General features: G+C 58.7%; 21 protein-coding genes and 1 tRNA gene. 10 read left to right on the forward strand and 12 right to left on the reverse strand.

All coding sequences use genetic code 11. From position 1 onward, the window contains the following. Window positions 1-3 precede the first annotated feature (3 nt). Both GJR99_RS10175 and GJR99_RS10180 read left to right on the forward strand, forming a co-directional pair. Entirely contained in the window at window positions 4-405 is a 402-nt protein-coding gene (locus tag GJR99_RS10175) for a PIN domain-containing protein (protein WP_151111793.1), read from the forward strand. Between the two features lie 535 nt (window positions 406-940). Beyond that, window positions 941-1,870 carry a hypothetical protein gene (locus tag GJR99_RS10180; protein ID WP_151111795.1) on the forward strand — a complete coding sequence of 310 codons (930 nt, stop codon included), beginning with the start codon at window positions 941-943 and terminating at the stop codon, window positions 1,868-1,870. A 232-nt stretch (window positions 1,871-2,102) separates the two neighbouring features. Here the strand turns inward: GJR99_RS10180 and GJR99_RS10185 are convergent, their stop codons facing one another. Together GJR99_RS10185 and GJR99_RS10190 are read right to left on the reverse strand one after the other, a co-directional pair. Next, a complete protein-coding gene (locus tag GJR99_RS10185) occupies window positions 2,103-2,432 on the reverse strand; it encodes a hypothetical protein (protein WP_151111797.1) in 330 nt (109 codons plus the stop codon). Next, entirely contained in the window at window positions 2,433-2,804 is a 372-nt protein-coding gene (locus tag GJR99_RS10190; protein WP_151111799.1) for a hypothetical protein, read from the reverse strand. Window positions 2,805-3,079: 275 nt separating this feature from the next. On the opposite strand from GJR99_RS10190, the gene GJR99_RS10195 reads away from it, so the two are divergent. The 6 genes from GJR99_RS10195 to GJR99_RS10220 all read left to right on the forward strand — a co-directional run bounded on the left by GJR99_RS10195 (window position 3,080) and on the right by GJR99_RS10220 (window position 10,465). Then, the gene (locus GJR99_RS10195) at window positions 3,080-4,111 is read left to right on the forward strand and encodes a tyrosine-type recombinase/integrase (protein WP_151111801.1); all 1,032 of its coding nucleotides are present in this window, start codon (window positions 3,080-3,082) and stop codon (window positions 4,109-4,111) included. A gap of 333 nt (window positions 4,112-4,444) precedes the next feature. Next, entirely contained in the window at window positions 4,445-5,653 is a 1,209-nt protein-coding gene (locus tag GJR99_RS10200) for a CBS domain-containing protein (protein ID WP_151111803.1), read from the forward strand. 217 nt (window positions 5,654-5,870) lie between these two features. Continuing rightward, window positions 5,871-7,232, forward strand: coding sequence for an NAD-dependent succinate-semialdehyde dehydrogenase (locus GJR99_RS10205; RefSeq protein ID WP_151113931.1), 1,362 nt, complete (start codon window positions 5,871-5,873; stop codon window positions 7,230-7,232). Further along, window positions 7,232-8,812 carry an acetolactate synthase large subunit gene (locus GJR99_RS10210; RefSeq protein ID WP_151111805.1) on the forward strand — a complete coding sequence of 527 codons (1,581 nt, stop codon included), beginning with the start codon at window positions 7,232-7,234 and terminating at the stop codon, window positions 8,810-8,812. Before GJR99_RS10205 ends, GJR99_RS10210 begins: the two co-directional genes overlap by 1 nt. Window positions 8,813-9,098: 286 nt before the next feature. Continuing rightward, window positions 9,099-10,193 carry an SPFH domain-containing protein gene (locus tag GJR99_RS10215; protein WP_151111807.1) on the forward strand — a complete coding sequence of 365 codons (1,095 nt, stop codon included), beginning with the start codon at window positions 9,099-9,101 and terminating at the stop codon, window positions 10,191-10,193. Next, the gene (locus GJR99_RS10220) at window positions 10,190-10,465 is read left to right on the forward strand and encodes a hypothetical protein (RefSeq protein WP_151111809.1); all 276 of its coding nucleotides are present in this window, start codon (window positions 10,190-10,192) and stop codon (window positions 10,463-10,465) included. The genes GJR99_RS10215 and GJR99_RS10220 overlap by 4 nt, the downstream gene beginning before the upstream one ends. An 84-nt stretch (window positions 10,466-10,549) precedes the next feature. Here the strand turns inward: GJR99_RS10220 and GJR99_RS10225 are convergent, their stop codons facing one another. The 3 genes from GJR99_RS10225 to GJR99_RS10235 form a co-directional block, all read right to left on the reverse strand. Next, a complete protein-coding gene (locus tag GJR99_RS10225; protein ID WP_151111811.1) occupies window positions 10,550-10,978 on the reverse strand; it encodes a DUF7539 family protein in 429 nt (142 codons plus the stop codon). 179 nt (window positions 10,979-11,157) lie between these two features. Beyond that, window positions 11,158-13,092 carry an aconitate hydratase gene (locus tag GJR99_RS10230; protein ID WP_151111813.1) on the reverse strand — a complete coding sequence of 645 codons (1,935 nt, stop codon included), beginning with the start codon at window positions 13,090-13,092 and terminating at the stop codon, window positions 11,158-11,160. Between the two features lie 290 nt (window positions 13,093-13,382). Then, window positions 13,383-13,640, reverse strand: a complete 258-nt coding sequence (locus tag GJR99_RS10235) for a DUF5789 family protein (RefSeq protein WP_151111815.1) — start codon at window positions 13,638-13,640, stop codon at window positions 13,383-13,385. A 440-nt stretch (window positions 13,641-14,080) separates the two neighbouring features. Between GJR99_RS10235 and GJR99_RS10240 the strand changes: the two genes are divergently transcribed. Continuing rightward, window positions 14,081-14,416 (forward strand): DUF7344 domain-containing protein, encoded by a 336-nt coding sequence (locus GJR99_RS10240; protein WP_151111817.1) that lies wholly within the window; start codon window positions 14,081-14,083, stop codon window positions 14,414-14,416. Window positions 14,417-14,506: 90 nt separating this feature from the next. Here the strand turns inward: GJR99_RS10240 and GJR99_RS17920 are convergent, their stop codons facing one another. Together GJR99_RS17920 and GJR99_RS10245 are read right to left on the reverse strand one after the other, a co-directional pair. Further along, the gene (locus GJR99_RS17920) at window positions 14,507-14,818 is read right to left on the reverse strand and encodes a HalOD1 output domain-containing protein (protein ID WP_151111819.1); all 312 of its coding nucleotides are present in this window, start codon (window positions 14,816-14,818) and stop codon (window positions 14,507-14,509) included. 99 nt (window positions 14,819-14,917) lie between these two features. Continuing rightward, on the reverse strand, window positions 14,918-15,715 hold the full coding sequence (locus GJR99_RS10245) for a TrmB family transcriptional regulator (protein WP_151111821.1): 798 nt from the start codon (window positions 15,713-15,715) through the stop codon (window positions 14,918-14,920). A gap of 391 nt (window positions 15,716-16,106) precedes the next feature. On the opposite strand from GJR99_RS10245, the gene GJR99_RS10250 reads away from it, so the two are divergent. Further along, window positions 16,107-16,910, forward strand: a complete 804-nt coding sequence (locus GJR99_RS10250; protein ID WP_151111823.1) for a TrmB family transcriptional regulator — start codon at window positions 16,107-16,109, stop codon at window positions 16,908-16,910. A 30-nt stretch (window positions 16,911-16,940) separates the two neighbouring features. On the opposite strand, the gene GJR99_RS10255 is transcribed toward GJR99_RS10250, so the two are convergent. The 5 genes from GJR99_RS10255 to GJR99_RS10275 all read right to left on the reverse strand — a co-directional run bounded on the left by GJR99_RS10255 (window position 16,941) and on the right by GJR99_RS10275 (window position 19,565). Further along, a complete protein-coding gene (locus tag GJR99_RS10255; RefSeq protein WP_323849366.1) occupies window positions 16,941-17,288 on the reverse strand; it encodes a HalOD1 output domain-containing protein in 348 nt (115 codons plus the stop codon). Window positions 17,289-17,402: 114 nt separating this feature from the next. Next, window positions 17,403-17,561 carry a type II toxin-antitoxin system HicA family toxin gene (locus GJR99_RS17925; protein ID WP_225317613.1) on the reverse strand — a complete coding sequence of 53 codons (159 nt, stop codon included), beginning with the start codon at window positions 17,559-17,561 and terminating at the stop codon, window positions 17,403-17,405. A gap of 3 nt (window positions 17,562-17,564) precedes the next feature. Continuing rightward, window positions 17,565-17,771: a type II toxin-antitoxin system HicB family antitoxin gene (locus tag GJR99_RS10265; protein WP_151111827.1), complete on the reverse strand. Its 207-nt coding sequence runs from the start codon at window positions 17,769-17,771 to the stop codon at window positions 17,565-17,567. Window positions 17,772-17,963: 192 nt separating this feature from the next. After that, window positions 17,964-18,036: transfer RNA gene (locus GJR99_RS10270), tRNA-Arg, on the reverse strand. A 62-nt stretch (window positions 18,037-18,098) separates the two neighbouring features. Continuing rightward, entirely contained in the window at window positions 18,099-19,565 is a 1,467-nt protein-coding gene (locus tag GJR99_RS10275) for an MATE family efflux transporter (protein WP_305037511.1), read from the reverse strand. Between the last annotated feature and the right edge of the window lie 104 nt (window positions 19,566-19,669).

A 19,669-nucleotide genomic window follows, 5' to 3' on the forward strand; every position in this document is an offset into this window, starting at 1 on the left:
TTCGTGTACGTCGAGACAGACTTCTTGATTGCGCTCGTGAAGAACGAAGACTGGTTGCGCGACTCGGCACTCGAAGCGCTCCAAGAACGCGACGACATTCACACGTCGATTCTGGCCTACGCGGAAGTTCTCGTTCTCTTCTACGACCGCGAACAGTCTGAGTACGACATCGACGCCCCACGAGCGATTGCGAACCTCCTCGAACTCGTTCCGATTACCCCGAAAGAACACGAAGATGCAGTTCTCGCGGCGGCGGCGTTCCTCGAAGAGTATCATCTGACACCGTTCGATGCACTTCACGCTGGGGTAATTGCGACGAGTGGGGAGGAAGTTCTCTCCAGTGAACAGGACTACGATACTGTTGGCCTCGACCGCACTCCCTTGGAACCCGATAGTGACGAGTGAGATTTAGCTATTGAGTGTCCAAACGACCGCTTGTGTGTTTGAATCCCCGAAACCGATAGCTTGTGATGGCCTGTGTCACAGCGCGTGACGAAATCGACCCGCAGGAAAATCTGCAGATTCGACGGTTAGAGCGCTCAATCTTTGGTTCTGAAGCTCTCCAGAAATGTACGGACCCGACGGGCTTTCGTGTGAGGGACGAACGGGGTCTAGATTTCAGGAGACTGAGGATCTGTATGGCGCATTTTCAACGAGGTCGGTAGACTGTATTTTTGGACTCAGTTCGTTCGATATCTGAATGTTGGTATTTGACCTCTTGACGAGAATGGCTCGTTGTCAAATCACCTCCTTACTAGTTGACAAGGAGACTCGCACGCTACTGCTTGTTCAACTTTTTAAAATGGTTTTCACAAATACTGGCCTCGATGACTGCAATTCCAAATTCTCCGGGTTGCCCTGTACATGCTGCGCTTCATTCCCCCCATCCCTGATCACATCCAGAGTAAGATATTACTGGGACGAAACGAGGATTCAAACAATGGGTATCGGGGTCACGGATTTCATCGCTCTTTCTGATGTACGCAGAGAACTTGATTCAGAATACCCGAACCAAGGGCCTGATGTTACGGAAGAGCTCCGCGTAGAACACGAAGAACACGACTACACGGTCCTCGGGACTGTTTTTGACTACCTCTGCCATTTCTGGCTCGAACACCGTTGTGAGAAGACTTACAAACCGAAAAAGTCGCTTGACACTACTATCGCAAGAGCGGAATGGGCTAAGCAGAATTTGCCTACTGAAGACGAGGATTACGAAGATCCACATCTTCGAGCAAAGCGAAAGAAAGACGCCTTCGTTCAGACGGGAATGAACGCTGCAGATGCCGTTGATGCAGCTCTGATATTCGCAGGTAAAAACCTCGACATAGGGGAAGGTGGTGAGAAGATTACTGCGAGTTCGTTTGAGGAATCAATTGTAACCGAGTTACAGGACCTCTTTCATATCTTCCGTGGACAGGACGAATTTGACGGCGAAATGGCTATCATCAGCCCAGACTTCGGGACTCACTCGTACATTCTTGAGGGAGAAGGTGACTTCATTGTTGACGGCACGCTCATCGACGTTAAAACGACCGAGTCCCCGTCATTCAAACCCAGTTACTGGAGACAATTACTTTCCTACTATATCCTGAACGACATACACCGCGAAATGGTCGGTGATTCTGGCGAAATCCCCTATCCAGAACTCGAGAGAGTTGGCATCTACTTTGCTCGATATGGTGTTAGTAAGATAATCAATGTTGACGACATCATCAATTCGAGAGAAGAATTTGAACGCTTCCGGGCATGGTTCGTTGATCGGGCCATCGAAGAGAACCACGATGGGAGAATAAACTACGACGACGTCCGGGAAATGCTCACCGATCCATATGACTTCGAGCGCCAGCGTTCGCTATTTGACTTCTAATAACGGTTGACCTCTTCAAATCCACTCAAGTCCATGACGACGGGGAGACGTACCGCGTGGCGTGTTCAAATCGGGTGTCGAGAGGTAAAGACTATTTTATGAACGCCTCATTCTTGTTTACTGAATCCAAGACGTGCTGTGACAGAACGGACCCGACGGGAATGCGTCATCGAGTGTGACGAATCTGTATTAATCGGCGCGTTGTCTGGCGATTAGCGACTCTCAGTTCTGGCTACTTCAGATACCCTTCGACGTGCTCGACGACGCGGTCGACAAACGTCTCTTCGAGACGCCCCTGCCACGCCACGAAGTCCTCTTTCCGAGGTGAGTGAACTGCCCACGGAGAGACGAACGAGTCGCGTGGAACACCACCGACTTCCCACAGGTCATCGGTGAGCGGGAGCGAGTCCTCGTACTGCTTAGTCGAGATGGCGACCGCAATGTACTGCTGGTCACCGAACGGGTGGGAGTCGTTGTTGACGATGAGCCAAGGTCGTTGTCTGTCGTCGCCGAGTTTGAACGGGTCAGAACTTCGGACGACATCACCACGCCTCGGTTGCATCTACTGCGTGTCCTCGTCTCGTTCGCTCGGATGCGGTGTCTCTGGGGCTACCGAGTCCCATTCGTCGGCGTCGATGCCGCCGTCTTCGTCGTCCAGTCTGTCGGTCGTGGTGTGGAGGTCGTACGCGGCGGCGACGCGTTCGTCGTCGTCCGTGATTGCCCAGAACTCTCCCTTGTGGCGAACGAGGCTTCGGGCCTTGAGTCGAGAGAGTGCAGTCCCGACAGTGTTCGGGTCTTCACTGATTGCTGTCGCAATCTCGGAACGGGTGAACGCTTGGTCGCTGTGTGTGTAGAGATACGTGACCACCTGTTCGGGAACGCTCGGTCCTCGTGGGAGGTCACCGGACTCGAAGTCGTCGATGCTCACGGGCATACTGCGAAATAGATGTGCTGATGTAATGAGTGTACTGCTGTACTTTACGTGCTGCACGTCGTCGGTGAATCCGTCACGCCACGTGACGGACTCTGATAGTGGGAAGATGTACGATTCGGGGGCTACAGCGGTCGCTCTTTGGTTCTAAACCGTTCCAGAAGTATACGGACCCGACGGGCACACGTAATGCCGTGTGACGAAACCCAGATACCCGACCCTGAACCCTACGCAGAGGCACTCTCTCTGGTGATATCACACCCACAAGAGAGCACGCTATGCACTTCGAGTTAGAGCCGATTACCCCAGAAGACGCCGTCGAATCGTACCTGGAAGAGAAACAATCAGAGTTTGCGGAAGCAACACTCCGCTCTCAACAATCCCGACTCAACCACTTTCTGGAGTGGTGTCGCAACGAAGATCTCACGCATCTCAACCCTCTAACGGGACGCGACCTTCATCGATACCGTCTATGGCGTCGAGAAGATGGTGACCTCGCACCCGCGAGTGAGAAAACACAGATGGACACCACCCGGGTGTTCATTCGATGGTGCGAATCGATCGATGCCGTTCACACCGATCTTTCGACGAAAGTCATCTCACTCAGTCTGAGTATCGGAGAGAACTCACGTGACGTGATGGTGACCGCCGAGGCTGCTGAAGAGATCCTAGACTATCTCAGTACATACGAGTATGCGTCTGAACGGCATGTCTGCTTTCGATTGATGTGGCGAGCGGCCCTCCGTCGAGGCGCAGTCGTCGCGCTCGACGTCGAGGATTACGATTCGAACAATCAGTCGCTGGAAGTGAAACATCGTCCTGAGACGGGCACCCCACTGAAGAACAAGCAACGCGGTGAGCGGTTCATCGCCTTGTCTGACGAGACGTGTTCGGTGTTGGATGCGTGGATTGGTGATTGCCGCCCTTCTACAACGGATGAGAATGGCAGAGACCCCTTGCTTTCCACTCCACAGGGACGAGCCCATCCGACGACAATTCAGACGTACATCTATTCGGTGACGAAGCCGTGTCTGACCACTGGGGAGTGTCCGCATGGCCGTGCGGTTGAGGAGTGCAAGCCAGCGACTGACCGGACCCACGCATCGAAGTGTCCGTCACCGGTGTCTCCTCATGCGCTTCGTCGGGGTGCAATCACCTACTGGCTCTCGTCTGATATGCCTGAACCGGTCGTGAGTGACCGGGCCAATGTCTCTTCAGAGATTCTGAAGACACACTATGATCGCCGGTCCAAACAGGAGAAGATGGGGCAGCGTAGGGGCTATCTCGACAATATTCAACGGTCTTGTTGAAACCTATTGATTCGACATTTCCCGACTGCAAGGCCGGTGAGAAGCTGTGCAAACATACCATCGGCGCTCCTGTCTGTCGTCAGGTGTGTGAAACGAGCCGTGCCGAATACAGGGCGCGAATCGGTCACGGTCTACGGGGGGTTCCTGAGTGTTCTCGGGGTGTCAGAGCGTATCCCACGAGTACTGCGTGCAGTAGTTGAGACTGCCTGTCTCAATGCATACGGCCGACGCAGTTTGATATTCCACTCAAACACTACTTCGCGCGTCCCTCCCTCGGATATCAGGGCTGGGACAGGCATAACCGTCCAGCGACCCTCTGACTAAAGAGTCACAATGGATATCTCTGAGATACTCTCCCCGAAATTCACGGAGTTCGATATCGGTACACCGCTCTCGAAGGTCGCCGGAGCGTTCGAGAATCAGGAACTCGATGCGGTCATCGTAACGGACGGCGACGAGTATCGCGGAGTCGTCAGCCGCCGACAGCTAGCTTCTTCGTCCAACCAGCCCTCGGCAAAGGTCGGCTCACAGGTACAGCACGTCCCGACGGTCGACCGTACCGAAGATGTCCGCGAAGTCGCACGGCTCATGATCGGTAGCGACGCCAAGACGCTCCCCGTACTCCGCGATGACCGTGTCGTCGGTGTGGTGACTGGCGATGCCGTCCTCGAAGCTGTCCGGCCGTTCCTCGACGCGGTGACTGTCGACGACGCGTACACGGCAGAATTGGTCAGTGCGACCCCTGAAACCACGATCGGGCAAGCGCTCAATCTGCTTCGAGAAGCCGGAATCGCCCATCTCCCGGTCGTCGACGGGGACGACCTCGTGGGCATGTTGAGCCTGTACGATGTCGTCGAGTTCACGACGCGGGGCGGCAGCAAGAGCCAGGGAGGGTCGTCGGGTGGCTCCGGTGGTCGCGGCGGTCGCGGACAGAATCGTGGCGGGTTCGGGGCGCGCGAGGGTGATTCCGACCGAATGCTCGATCTGCCGGTACGGAACCTGATGTCCGATACCGTCGCGACGGTCGAGCGGAGCGCTCCGCTCGACGAGGCCGTCGAGGCGATGTTCGAGCGGGAGATCTCGTCGCTCGTCGTCACGGCCGAGGGGACCGGTGACCCGGTCGGTATCATCACGAAGACGGACGTCATCGAGGCGCTCACCTGGGAGCGCGACGACCGGAACGCCGTCCAGGTGTTCGGCCTCGAGCTGCTGGAGGGGATGGACTACGACGATGTCTCCGCGTTGATCGAGAGTGTCGCCTCGAAGTACGGTGAGATGACCGTGATCAAGGCCAGTATCGAACTGCAGGAGCACAAGGAGCAAAATCGGGGTGTGCCGCTGGTGCTGGCACGGATTCGACTGGTCACCGACCGCGGCTACTTCACGGCCGATGGCGAAGGATACGGCGCGACGCACGCACTCCGTCTTGCCGCGAACGCAGTTGAACGCCAGCTGCTCAAGGGGAAGACCTACGGTGACTCGAAGAAGCATCCCGACACTGACGAGCAGGCACAGCTCTATGGCTGGTGGCTTGGCGGGTAATCGGATCGATGTTTACAACCAGATGAGTACCCGTTCTGGCTGGCACTCTCGCAGAGATGCAAGGAGAATGCCCACGACTTCAGTCGTGGGTAACTTGAACGAGCTCTTGGTGCTCGAAGTGGTTGGTATCTCGGTGCCGTGCACTCCGCTCCGCCGACGGACACGAGTCGACGGCACCCTTGTGAGTTAACCTCTTGCACACCGAATTCGTATGGGCATGGACGTAGTCGACCCGTCGACTGGCGAGCGAGTCGAATCGTACACGGAACACACCCAGTCGGAGATCGAAGCAGCGCTCGACCGGGCGAATGCAGCGTTCGAAGACTGGCGCCTCCGGCCAGTTCGGGAACGCGAAGAACTGCTTGCAGCTGCCGGTGAGGTCCTACGCGAGAACAAACGCAAGTACGCCGAAACGATGACTCGTGAGATGGGAAAACCGGTCTCGCAAGCTATCGCGGAGGTCGAAAAGTGCGCGTGGGGCTGTGATCACTACGCAGAACATGCGAGCGCGTACCTGGAACCCGAAGGACACCCCAGTCCACCGGGGGCGGCGGTCGAAACCGTCTACGAGCCACTGGGACCAGTCCTCGCAGTTATGCCGTGGAACTTCCCGTTCTGGCAGGTGTTCAGATTCGCCGCCCCGTCGCTGACGGCGGGGAACGTCGGGCTGCTGAAACACGCCTCCAACGTCCCCGGCTGTTCGATGGCAATCGAGGAGGTGTTTCGCGAGGCTGGTTACCCCGAGGGAGTCTTCCAATCACTGTTGGTCCCGTCGGAGTTCGTCGACGAAATCCTCGCTGACGAACGCGTCCGGGCCGCGACACTGACCGGAAGTGGACCGGCCGGGAGGGCCGTCGCGTCGACAGCGGGCGAGCACCTCAAGAAGACAGTGCTGGAACTCGGCGGAAGCGACCCGTTCATCGTTCTCGACGACGCCGATATTTCGGCCGCCGCAGAGACCGGCGCGTGGGCGCGAAACCAGAACGGTGGGCAGTCCTGTATCGCAGCCAAACGTTTCATCGTTCACACGGACGTGTATCAGGCGTTCCTCGACCGGTTCACCGAGGTGGTCTCGTCACTCACGGTTGGCGATCCGATGGACGAGGAGACCGACGTCGGTCCACAGGCCCGTCAAGACCTCCTGGAGTCCCTCCACGAACAGGTAGAGGCGAGCGTCGAGGCGGGCGCACGGGTCGTCACAGGTGGTGAACCCCTCGACCGGCAGGGTGCGTACTACCCCCCGACAATCCTCGCTGATGTCCCTGAGTCCTGCCCGGCCGACAGCGAGGAGACGTTCGGACCCGTCGCCGCCGTCTACGAGGTCCCAGACGAGAACGCGGCGATCGAGAAAGCCAACGATACCGAGTTCGGTCTGGGTGCGAGCATCTGGACCGAAGACCGTGAGCGCGGCGAGCGACTCGCTCGACAGATCGACGCCGGTAACGTGTACGTGAATCAGCTAGTGAAGTCCGACCCACGGGTCCCGTTCGGCGGGGTCAAGGAGTCTGGCTACGGCCGCGAACTCTCGAGTGCGGGCATCATGGAGTTCGTCAATCGCAAGACCGTCTGGGTGGAATAATGAAGGCATCCGACCTCCTCGTCAGATGCCTCGAAACAGAGGGTGTCGAGTACGTGTTCGGGCTCCCGGGAGAAGAACTCGAGGGCCTGCTGTTCTCACTTCGAGATTCGGACATCCAGTTCATCCCAGTTCGACACGAACAGGGTGCGGCGTTCATGGCCGACGTTCACGGTCGGTTGACGGGCGAAGCCGGTGTCTGCCTCTCGACACTGGGACCGGGTGCCACGAATCTTCTCACGGGCGTCGCGGACGCCCATCTGGACAAGTCCCCACTTGTCGCGATTACGGGACAAGGGGGGCTCGAGCGCCTCCATCAGGAGAGCCATCAGGCCCTCGACATCGTCCACATGTTCGAGCCGGTCGTGAAGTGGAACACACAGATCACCGATGCCGAGATCATCCCGGAGTCGGTACGCAAGGCGTTCAAGCTCGCCGAGTACGAGAAACCCGGTGCGACCCACCTCGAGTTCCCCGAGGACGTTGCAGCACAAGAACTCGACGCAGAGCCGCTTCCAACTCGGCCACGTGTGCGACGGGCTGCCCCCGACGAACAGTCACTCGACCACGCCGTCGAACTCCTCGAGGACGCAGACACCCCGCTGGTGTTAGCCGGTAACGGTGCCGTCCGAACGTCAACATCGAACCGGTTGCGCGAACTTGTCGACCACGCTGGGATGCCCGTCGTCGCGACGTACATGGGAAAGGGAGCGGTCTCGGATCGTCTCGATAATTCGCTGATGACACTCGGTTCCGGACCGCAGTCCGAGGCGTCCACGGCAATCTCACGAGCCGATTGTGTACTCGCAGTCGGCTACGACATCGCTGAGCACGACCCTCGCTCGTGGAACGCCGACCTCGATAAGGCCATCATCCACGTCGACCACGAGCCTGCAGAAGTTTACCGACACTACAATCCTGACGTGGAAATCGTCGCGGACATCTCGACGGTCCTCCGAGAGCTACGGATGCATCTCGATTCCGTGTCTGGACCGGAGTGGTGTCAGGACCTGCGCGAGCGAATCGTCGCGGACGTGCAACGAAAACCCGAGTCAGACGACCCATTCTCGGTGAAACGGACGCTGCCGTTCCTCCGAGAGGTGATGGCTGACGAAGACATTCTAATCTCTGACGTTGGGAGTCACAAGATGGCGATCGCACAGAACTTCCCCACCTACGAACCCAACACGTGCATCATCTCGAACGGGTTGGCAAGCATGGGAATTGCCGTTCCCGGCGGAATCGCTGCCGATCTCGCGACCGATGCGAACGTCGTCGTCGCGACCGGCGACGGTGGGTTTCTGATGAATGCGGCCGAGATAGAGACGGCCACCCGCCTCGACCTCGGGTATACGATTATCGTGTTCAACGACGACGACTACGGCCTCATCTCGGAGAACCAGGTCGCACACACCGGTGAACACTTCGGAACCGAACTGACGAACCCTGACTTCGAGCGATTCGCCGAGAGCTTCGGAATCGATAGCTACCGGCCAGAGACGTGGGGCGAGGTCGAGACCGTTCTCGAAAATGTCGTTCCTGCGAACGAGATGTCCCTGGTCGAGATCACGCTTGGGCAGTGACACAGCGGTTTCTCACCGGAGCTTTCGCGACTCACGCCCGCCTTGTTCGGCGCTCGGTTCCGAGAACAGAGTGTCGGAACGCTCGCGCCTCACGGGAAGGGCGGGACCCTCTCGCTGTTACAGGTAGTTCATTCTACTTGCAGACTACAGGTCGCGTACCCATCATCCGTTTGTGCTTCGAGTGGACCAGTACGGGTGCTGTCGGTCGTGTCACCCACATAATGGTAACGCGGATGCGTGTGAAAATATCGCCCCTTGATACAGACACGGGGCGAATGTAGAACACATGTACGACCCGGTCCCGCTGCAGGTCTCCACTCTCGGATTCGCGATAGTCGGCCTGCTGGTACTGGTGCTGGCAATCGTCACGATCTGGCAGATGGTGCGATTCGTCGACGCGTACGATAAACAGGCGCTCACCGTGTTCGGCGAGTATCGCGGCTTGCTCGAGCCGGGCATCAACTTCGTTCCCCCGTTCGTCTCGCGCACGTACACGTTCGATATGCGTACCCAGACAATGGATGTGCCCCGACAGGAGGCGATTACGCGGGATAACTCTCCCGTGACAGCGGATGCCGTCGTCTATCTCCGTGTGATGGACGCGAAGAAGGCGTTCCTGGAGGTCGAAGACTACAAGACAGCGGTTTCGAACCTCGCCCAGACAACGCTCCGGGCAGTCATCGGCGACATGGAACTGGACGACACGCTGAACAAGCGCCAGGAGATCAACGCTCGCATCCGCAAGGAACTAGACGAACCCACCGACGAATGGGGGATCCGCGTCGAGTCGGTCGAGGTCCGGGAGGTCAACCCCAGTCAGGAGGTTCAACAAGCGATGGAACAGCAAACCGGCGCAGAGCGGAGACGCCGGGCCACGATCCTCGAAGCACAGGGCGAACGCCGGAGTGCGGTCGAGAAAGCCGAAGGAGACAAGCAGTCGAACATCATTCGAGCGCAAGGTGAAAAACAGAGCCAAATCCTCGAGGCACAGGGCGATGCGATCTCGACGGTGCTGCGGGCGAAGTCCGCCGAATCGATGGGCGAGCGCGCGATCATCGACAAAGGAATGGACACGCTCGAAGCGATCGGTCGGGGAGAGTCGACGACGTTCGTCCTCCCCCAGGAACTCACATCGCTGGTTGGTCGCTACGGCAAACACCTCACGGGGAGCGACGTGGCGACCAATGGGCACCGGCTAGATAGCCTTGGATTCGACGCCGAGACCCGCGAACTCATCGGACTCGACGACATCAAGGAGATCCTCGGCGAGATCGACAAGGCCGCCGAGATGGACGTCGAAGAGCTGGAACAGCAGGCCAAGGCGGTCAAAGACGGGACCCCAAACTCCGTGGGTGCCGACCACGCCGGTGACGGAGCATGACTTCTGAAGAGAACCTTCCGGCAGACTGGGTGCTAGAGACCGAGCAGACGACACACGACGAATTCATGGGCCGCGATTATACCACAGTGCTCTATCGCCAGGAACACACCAGAAGCGCGGTATACATCAACGAGGTCATCGACGGCAGGAACGTTTGGGAATACAACGTGCATCACTCGGGGAGGGACGGTGACCTTGGAACCGCCGCAGACCTGGAAACGGCGAAGCAAATCGCGTTCGCGTTAATGAACGACTCCAGCGCCAGCGTGTGATATCCGACGCACCGTCGACGATGGGGTCCCCTCGCCGGATACAATAGATGCGTACGATCACCCGAACGTGGATCTGATCGGGGCTTACCCCTGGGTCTGACGGACGAACTCGTCGAGTTCTGCTTCAATGAGCGTCGAAACCCGTTCGCTATATCGCCAGAGCGCTGCATTGAGTCGCTCTTCGGTCTCGTCGTCGAGACCGTCTCCGCCACGAAGGACGGAATCTTTGCTGATCTGTGGGTGATAGACACAGACCACACCGAGTGAGGCATCCGAGCTTGAGGTCCCCGCTGTGTGGATCCCGTATTGGTCAGTTCCCCAGACACCATCGCCGCCCTCTCGCTCCAGTTCAGAGTCGAACGCGTCGAGCAGTTGTATCTCTTCGGCGGAGAGGATGGGATCGTCACCTTCGAACAGTTCAGTGTACGCCTCCATCCGGGCACTCTTCGTCCACTGTTCCAACTGGGAACGCGCCCGTAGTACAAGTTGTCGTTCGTCTGGAAACTCGGCCATAGTCAGTAGAGAACGGCCAACCGAATCAACGTTCGTGTGCCTGCGGTCGGTGGGCAACGGTGGTCACATCCGTGAAATACTCGACGCATCTCCAGTCAGAATTCCTCATCGCCGGTGTCGCTGATGGCCTGTTCGTGACGGAGCAACGCAGGCCGAAGGGCGAGTTAGGAAGGGGTAGTTCACCTCCTGTAGTCCTCGATCAACCCGCCCCGCAGCACGATTTCGACCTGTCGCGGGTTCAATCTGTGCTCGACCGAGAACGTCGTATCCTGCGTGGCGTTGCGCACGGTGACCTTGCGGCCGTTCTGTATCTCCTCGCGAACGGCCGGCAGTTCGAGGGTATCACCCTGGTCGATGGCGTCGTAGTCGTCCCGGTCGGCGAACTCGAGCGGCACGATGCCGAAGTTCACGAGGTTCTGCCAGTGGATGCGCGCATAGCTGACCGCCAGTGCGGCCCGCATCCCCAGATAGTACGGTGCCAGCGCCGCGTGCTCGCGTGAGCTCCCCTGCCCGTAGTTCGATCCGCCGACGACCAGCCACGGTGCTCCCTGCTCCTGGGCTCGCTTGTAGAATCCCTGCTCGATCTGGTCGAACACCCACTCGCTGATCTTCGGGATGTTCGACCGGTAGGGAAGCACCTCCGAGCCGGCGGGCATGATCTCGTCGGTCGAAATGTCGTCGCCGACCTTCATCAACACGGGGCCGGTGATCGCATCCGGCACGCGTTCGAACGCCGGGAGGGACTTCACGTTTGGTCCTTTCTCCAACTCGCCGCCGGGCGTCTCCGGCGGTGCACTGAGTGCCGACTCGTCGACGATGATTTCCTCGGGCTCAGTCCAGTTTGGATACGCAATTCCGTGCGTCTCCTCGAGAGTGCGCGGGTCCGTGATCTCACCGGTGAGTGCGCTGGCGGCCGCAGTTTCGGGACTACAGAGAAAGACGCTGTCCTCGCGGGTGCCGGTGCGCCCGGGGAAGTTCCGCGGCACGGTTCGAAGGCTGTTCCGGCCAGAGGCAGGTGCCTGCCCCATCCCGATACAACCGTTGCATCCGGCCTGATGGACGCGGGCACCGCTCGCGTACAGCTTGCCGAGATACCCCATCTCGGTCAGGTTCTGGAGCATCTGCCGGGAGGTGGGATTCACGTCGAAGCTGATCTCGGGTGGGACTCGCTGTCCATCGACGATCATCGCCGGAACCGCGAAGTCTCGGAGTCCCGGGTTCGCGCTGGAGCCGATGTAGGCCTGGTAGATCTCCTCGCCCTGCACATCCGCCACCGGAACGACGTTGCCCGGACTAGATGGCTTGGCGATCATGGGCTCGATCTCGTCGAGTCGAATCGTCTCCGTCACGTGGTACTCGGCGTCGTCGTCGGCGTGGAGCGGTTTGAACTCATCCGCACGGTGTTGCTGGGCGAGGAACCGCTCGACGGCGTCGTCGGCCGGGAACACGGTACTCGTGGCACCCAGTTCGGTACCCATGTTGGCGATGACGTGGCGATCCATCGCGGTCAGCGAGTCCAGCCCAGAGCCGTGGTATTCGATAACGCGCCCGACGCCGCCGTCGACGTCGTGGCGTCGCAACATCTCGAGGATGATGTCCTTCGCGCTGCACCACTCGGGGAGTTCGCCCCGCAGCTCGACGCCCCACACCTCCGGCATGTCCACGTGGTAGGGCTCGCCTGCCATCGCCATCGCGACGTCGAGACCGCCGGCCCCGATAGCCAACATGCCCATCGCACCCGCGGCCGGTGTGTGCGAGTCCGAGCCGAGCAACGTCTTCCCCGGGACGCCGAACCGCTCCTGGTGGACGGGGTGGGAGACGCCGTTGCCGGCGGGCGAGAACCAGATCCCCCACTTCTGGCAGGCGCTTCGCAAGAACAGGTGGTCGTCGGGGTTCTTGTTGTCCTCTTGGATGAGGTTGTGGTCCACGTACTGGGCGGAGAGCTCGGTTTCGAGGTGATCGACCCCCATGGCTTCGAGTTCGAGCATGACCATCGTCCCCGTGGCGTCCTGGGTCAACGTCTGATCGATGTCCAGGGCGATTTCTTCACCCGGCTCCATCCGACCCTCGACGAGGTGGTCTTCGATGAGTTTCTCCGTGACAGTCCCTGGCATAGAGTAGAGATACGTCGCTTGCCCACTTTGCTCTTCGGCCACGATTCGACTACACTCGCCCAGGCAGGAAGATACGGGCGGCCGCCACAGCATTGTGAGACTAATTGGGGCACCCATCCATGATGGTCCTCGATGACGTCGCGCCCAACTTCCGGGTTCGCAGCGAGAAGTCTTGGAATGACTGTTCGAAGCTGCTCTTTCTCACGTTCGTGCTTCGCCGTGAACCCTCGTACATCCCCGTCGGAATCTCACCATCTCCGTTCCCTCGAAGACAGCAAGTGTCCGATGGGTTACGCGTCTCCCTCAGACTGATACGGTTCCCCGACCGCTTTCCGTGGAAGTACGTTGTGGAGTGCGGACTCGATATCAGCAGCCGATTCGAACGACTCAAGTGACGTCTCAGAAACCAATTTGCCCAGGTTTGTATCACCGTCAGCCAATATCAACCTGACATCAGAGAGTTCCTCGGATGCTGTAGACCGTCCGATGGGATACTCGATTTCATCGAGCACGGTCGAAATATCACTGAACTTAATTTCGCGAGCCATACTCGCAGCTACGTCCGGGAAGGGGATAAGTCCCGTAACTGGTGTGACGAACAGTCTCCGGTGATTGAGATTCTCGGCAGTCCTTTTGATCGGTGAAATCTACGTTATCGACCGATTCTATCGAGCTTCCGGTTATGTTCAATAGAGAACGGTGTTCCACGGAAATTCCACAGGCCATGCACACAGGAAGCGTGGAAGGCCACACGTAGTTTCCCACAAACGGACGAGTGGGGCCGGAACAATGTTATGCAGAGACGAGTTTTTGAGTACTCGGCTGACATCGGCCATCAGGGGAGGCGGTTCGTCTACATTCACTCGTATGATAAAAAGTGACTATCGACGCAAAGATGCGCAGGTTTCGAGTGTCACTCACATAATCAAAATCTTCTCACGTGTAAAATTCGCTGCAATTGATGCACCTCTGGAGAGAGGGATGTAGTATGTCGAACGACAGTCTCGACGCGTGTCTCCACCTTGTCGCCGACAAGAACCGACGACGAATCATCCACCACTTGCGCCACGAGGCTGACGAGACCACGACGGTTGACGAGATTGTCGACCAGTTCCACAGTAGTGGTTCTGACTCCAAGAACGACCCACTGCAGGACCGGAAAAATCTCTTCATTCAATTATACCATGTCCACCTGCCGAAGTTGGCAGAATACGGTATCGTCGAGTTCGAACACAGAACCGGAACCGTCCGGTACCACCCCAACGAACAGGTCGAGACAGTGCTCGACTCGCTCTCTGAGGCAGTGTCGCTGCCGAATCCCTGATGCTGACGTCACTCAACTGGAGACGACAGGTCTTCCAGAGCGGTGATTCGATGCTGCCAGATTCGCCTGGTGTCACTCCGATTCGTGTCGCTAGTCGGCCGGTTGGACGACGACGATCCCATTGCTCTGAACAGTTACACCATGGCCAGCGAACTCGAACGAGACGGTAGTGACTCCGTCAGTCGAGTGACACCCACTGGAATCAAAGAGCGCATCGAGGGCGTCTGGGTCGACCGTATTGTATAACAGTTCGAGCGCCGTGGGCTCACGATTTGCCGCGATTGCGACAGTCTCGATAACCGCTGTACTCGGGGCCTGCGTCGACCAGTCGTACTCGGCTCGAATGACACCGTCCGCATCCGTACCCGGGCTGTGGTCGTCTCTCCTATCGAAGCCAGTCATGAGTGATACCGCCAGTACGTCGGTGCAGGCGTCTGGCCATGCAGATTACGGTAGTACAGGTTCACGCTGTCGATGGTCGAGTTGTTCTAGTGAATGCAGTCAATTTGGATTCTCCGTGTCGAGTCGCCAGGTGAAGATAGCCTTCAGAACCACGACCAGACTGTTCGTGTCACCCTCGCCCCAGATGGCGGTTTCCGACCGCGGGTCAGACGGACTCGCGTCCTCACCGTTGACGAGCGCGCTCACGAGAGTTTTTCGCCCGTCGACCATCATGAGTCGTCCCGCCGACGTGTCCGACCAGACCCACAGCGATTCGAACATCGTCGCGCCGGGAATCTCCTCTTGAATGTGTTCTTGGACCTCCGCCGACACCCCGGCGAGATGAATCGAAACACCCCGCTCTGCGGCCTCGCCCAACCCGTCGATTAACTCGTCCGTGAGGAGGTCCTCGACGGTCATGTAGACGAGTTCCTCTTCCGCGCTCGCGATGAACTCCAGAACTCGCTCCGTGACCGCCGTCTGCCCGTCTACCGTCCAGACGCCGCGTTGTTCGGCCCGTCGTTCGGTGGGTTCGAGTTCACTGAGCGCCGTCTGGAGGAGTTCCGCGCGGTGTTCTAGCTCGTGTACGAATGTCCCACTCGCGGTTTCGGCGGAGATTGCCCAGAACTGCTTGGGCGACGATTGGAGGATATCGACGAGTCCCCGGTCGTGTAACTCGTCGATTGCGTCGTATACTCGAGTGCGTGGCACCTCAGACACTTGGCTGACGTCTCTGGCTGTCCCCGTGCCGAGGCTCGCAAGCGCGACAAATGTCCGCGCGGCGTAAGCACTCAACCCGAACCGTTCGAGTTGCTGAATCGCGACGGACTGTGGGTCCTCGTCTGGATTGTTACTCATCGGTCAGGCGGATGTGGGTCATTGTGAGTCCAGCCACGGAGAGCGTCCGAGCGGAACGAAGCAGTGCGGTGGGTGGGACATAGAATTGGCCCGCGTACAGGTACAATGGTTGGCCTTCACCCGGTATACCTCTTTTGTGATTAAACGGGTGACACTCTATACTCTCGTGTATTCATGGTTCGATGCTGAGAAACCCAGAGCCGCCTCTTGTCACTAATATACTCACAAAACGGTTTTGCTGAATCCGCATATGAAGCGGTTCCAGACGCTTACACCTCCCATCTCACCTCTCGTCCACATTCTCTGTCCAAAACTGAGTGACAATACCTATCCGTATCGGGAGCAAACTAATTTGAGAATCACTGGGGAACACCCCGTGAGGTTGGGACACATGACTACTACTGACAGTTTGGAGGACGCAATCGAAGTCCTCCAGCAACTTGGCTTGAAAGAATACGAGGCGCGATGTTTCGTCGGCCTGTCCCGTCTCCACACGGGAACAGCAAAGCAATTGAGTGAGATGACGGAGGTTCCCCGAACGCGGGTGTACGATGCGATTAGAGTGCTGGAGGCGCAAGGCCTGGTCGAAATCCAGCACTCGAGCCCGCAGCGGTTCCGGGCGGTTCCGCTCGACGAGGCGACCGAGACACTGCGCGACCAGTACGAAGGTCGCGTCGAGCGACTCCACAATGCGCTGGACTCGGTCGAAATCATCGACGGAGACGAGGAGAAATCCGTCCAGCAGGTGTGGGCGATGTCCGGGCGCACCGCGATTGAAAATCGGACGGACCAACTCATCGAGAAAGCGTCCGAGGAGATTGTGCTGGTACTGGGCGACGAGTCACTGCTGACCGAGGAGCTCGTTGCCAGACTCAACGACGCCGTTGCCGACGTCGATCTTCTCATCGGCGCGCTGACGGAGTCGCTTCAAGACCAGATCCAAACGGCGGTGCCGGACGCCACGACGTTCATCTCTGGTCTCGAGTGGCTACACGGCGAGAACGCTTCCGAAGACGAGACGGCAATCGGCCGACTCCTCCTGACTGACCGCTCGACGATCCTCGTGAGTTCTATCATGCCCGGCAGCAAAGAGGAACAAGCAATCTTCGGCGAAGGGTTCGGGAATGGTCTCGTCGTAATCGCTCGGCGACTCATGGCTCAGGGGTTGTTGACCGCTCGTGACCCCAAGCAGTGATTTCTAGGGACGCGGCCATCGGCTGAGCCGTCACCAGATGCAACTATCAGAGGGTTCTTGATCACGTTCGTCGCAGAAACGGTCTTCTAGCAACTGGAGAGTGAGATACTCGCCATTGTCGATCGTGATGTAACACTCGTTGTAGACGAACGAGAGACGCCCACCCGTCCGAGGTGTTCCGTCGTATCGCGGGTCGAACAACGTATCTAACGCAGCGGGATCAACGACATCTGCCAGCGGTCGGAGGGAACGTGGTTCACGGCCTTCGACTGCGCTCACCGCGCGTACGACAGCCGTGCTGACCGATTCGTCCGGTCCGAGTTCGTACTCCACAATATAATGTGGTGCTGGACGATAAAAGACTACGTAGTATTTCACCCGGTTTATCAAAACAGGTTTCGGGAAGGCGGGCTTGATGTGCGTGTTGGCACCGTTCAGGGAGATGGGGTTCTACGTGACTCGCCAGACTGGGGCGACCCCCGTGATGTGGCATTACGAACTTGAATCGCGGGACGGTAACAGTTCGTTTCTCTCCTGTCTCGGGGTGGTGTACTTCAGAATCGCGTGGTCACCACGGGACCGGTCGTGCCGATAGCCGAACTTCTGGAGGACCTTGACGATTTCCCGGCCGGAGAAATCCCGCGAAACCATCACTCAGGAGTCGAACCACGGTGCGTCGGGTTCCGGGGCCGGCGTGTCGTCGTCGTCACGGGCCTCGTTCGTCAATTCGACCGCCTCGTCGAGGTTCGCTAACGCCTCCTGTCGGGTAGAGCCTTGACTTGCGACGCCTGCTTCCTCGTCGATGGCCGACCACCAGCCGTCGTCTTCCTCGATGAGGCGTATCTCGCGCCCGGTACTCATACACCAGTGTGAGTGGATGCACGGCGAAAGCGTTCGGCCGTCTTCACAAGTGAGCGTGTGACTATCTAAATTGCCCACGTCCTACTCGGTAGAATCACGTGAACCGAGTCCGGTACGAATCGAAACGAACTCTACGAGAGTTCGTGATTCGAGGGGGTACAATCCTACGCTGTCGAGCGATTAGAACAGCGACGGACCCGACGGGATTTGAACCCGCGACATCTTGGTCCGGAACCAAGCACTCTGTCCACTGAGCTACGGGCCCTCAGCGAACAGAGGTACACGACACCGACGTAAAACCATTGTGGAACCCACGCTGGCGGTCGATTACGTACCGGAAGCGTCGGCGTCGATGACGCTTTCTTTCCACGTACCACGGGTGAACCACGCCGTCGCTGCGATGGCTCCGAGAATCTGGCCGGTCGCCATCCCGAGCCAGATTCCCGTCTCGGCGAACCCGAGTTGGAACGACAGCAGGTAGACGATCGGGACGCGCCCAAGCCAGAGTGCGAGGAGCGAAAAGCCGAGTGCAGTCTTCGTGTTTCCGGCCCCGCGATAGGCACCGAGGACGACCTGCAACACGCCGATGAACCCGAACTCGAAGGCACGGATTCGGACGTACTGCACACCGAGGTCGATGGTCTGTTGTGCCGACGCGGTGCCAGTCGAGATGAAGAACCCGACGATAGGTTCGGCGAAGACGTAGGCGAGGACGCTGATGACGACCATCACACTCGCACCGACTTTCGCCGCCAACCAGACGGCACTCTCGGCGCGGTCGGGTTTCTGTGCACCGAGGTTTTGGCCGACGATCGTGTTGGTCGCACGGCCGAGACCGAGTGCAGGGAGGAACACGAGTGACGTGAGGCGGTTCCCGAGACCGAACGCGGCGACGACCTCTGGTGCGAAGGTGACGACCATCGCGGTGAGGGTGATGAACCCGAGTGCCGTCGCGGACTGTTCGATAGCACTCGGGACGCCGATATCGACGATTTTCTTGATGTATTCGAACTGCGGGCGGAAGTCGGCGAGTTGGACGTCGGGGCCGGCGGAGGTTCCGAAGATGACGTAGATGCCGATGACGGTGGCGACGCCACGCGAGAGAACTGTCGCGTAGGCCGCGCCCGCAACTTCGAGCCCCGTGAAGCCAGTCGCGGCGAGGAGGCTCGATTCGACCTCACGGAGACCGAGCATGCCGAACAGCGGATTCGACTCGAAGCCGAAGATGAAGATGGGGTCGATGACGACGTTGATGACGACGCTGATGAACATCACGACCATCGGTGCTCGAGTGTTGCCGTAGCCACGCATGAGCGCCGAGAAGACGAAGAAGCCGAAGAGGAACGGCAAGCCGAGGAAGAACACACGCATGTAGTCGCCGGCGAGGGGGACGACCTGTCCGGCCGTCGCGGGTGAACTCGGGAGGACGCCGAGCATGGCGTCGGTGGCGAAGAAGCCGATGATACCGACGGTGATGGCGATGAGGGTGATGAACGTGAGCGTCTGGCCGGCGACGGTTCCTGCGGAGCCTTCACTCTTTGCGCCGGTGTACTGTGCGACGAGCGTACTCCCAGCGACGGTGAATCCACCGCCGACGGAGATGAGGAGGAAGATGAGCGGGAACGCGAGGCTGATTGCGGCGACGGCGTCGGTCGAGAGTCGACCGAGCCAGACCGTGTCGGCCAGATTGTACGCCACTTGGAGGAGTTCGGTGACGATAATCGGCCACGCGAGTTCGAACATCGGGCGTTTGAGGTCACCTTCGGTGAGGGAACCTCCTTCGGGGACAGACACTGAACCTGTGAAACACGCGGCGTGCGTTTCAACCCGTCGATACCTGTCTTCGGCTACTGGACGTCCAGACGCGCCGTATCAGGAACCACGTACGGTATCAGGAA

The sequence above is a fragment of the Haloferax marinum genome, from assembly GCF_009674625.1.
In the GTDB taxonomy this organism is placed as follows: Archaea; Halobacteriota; Halobacteria; order Halobacteriales; family Haloferacaceae; genus Haloferax; species Haloferax marinum.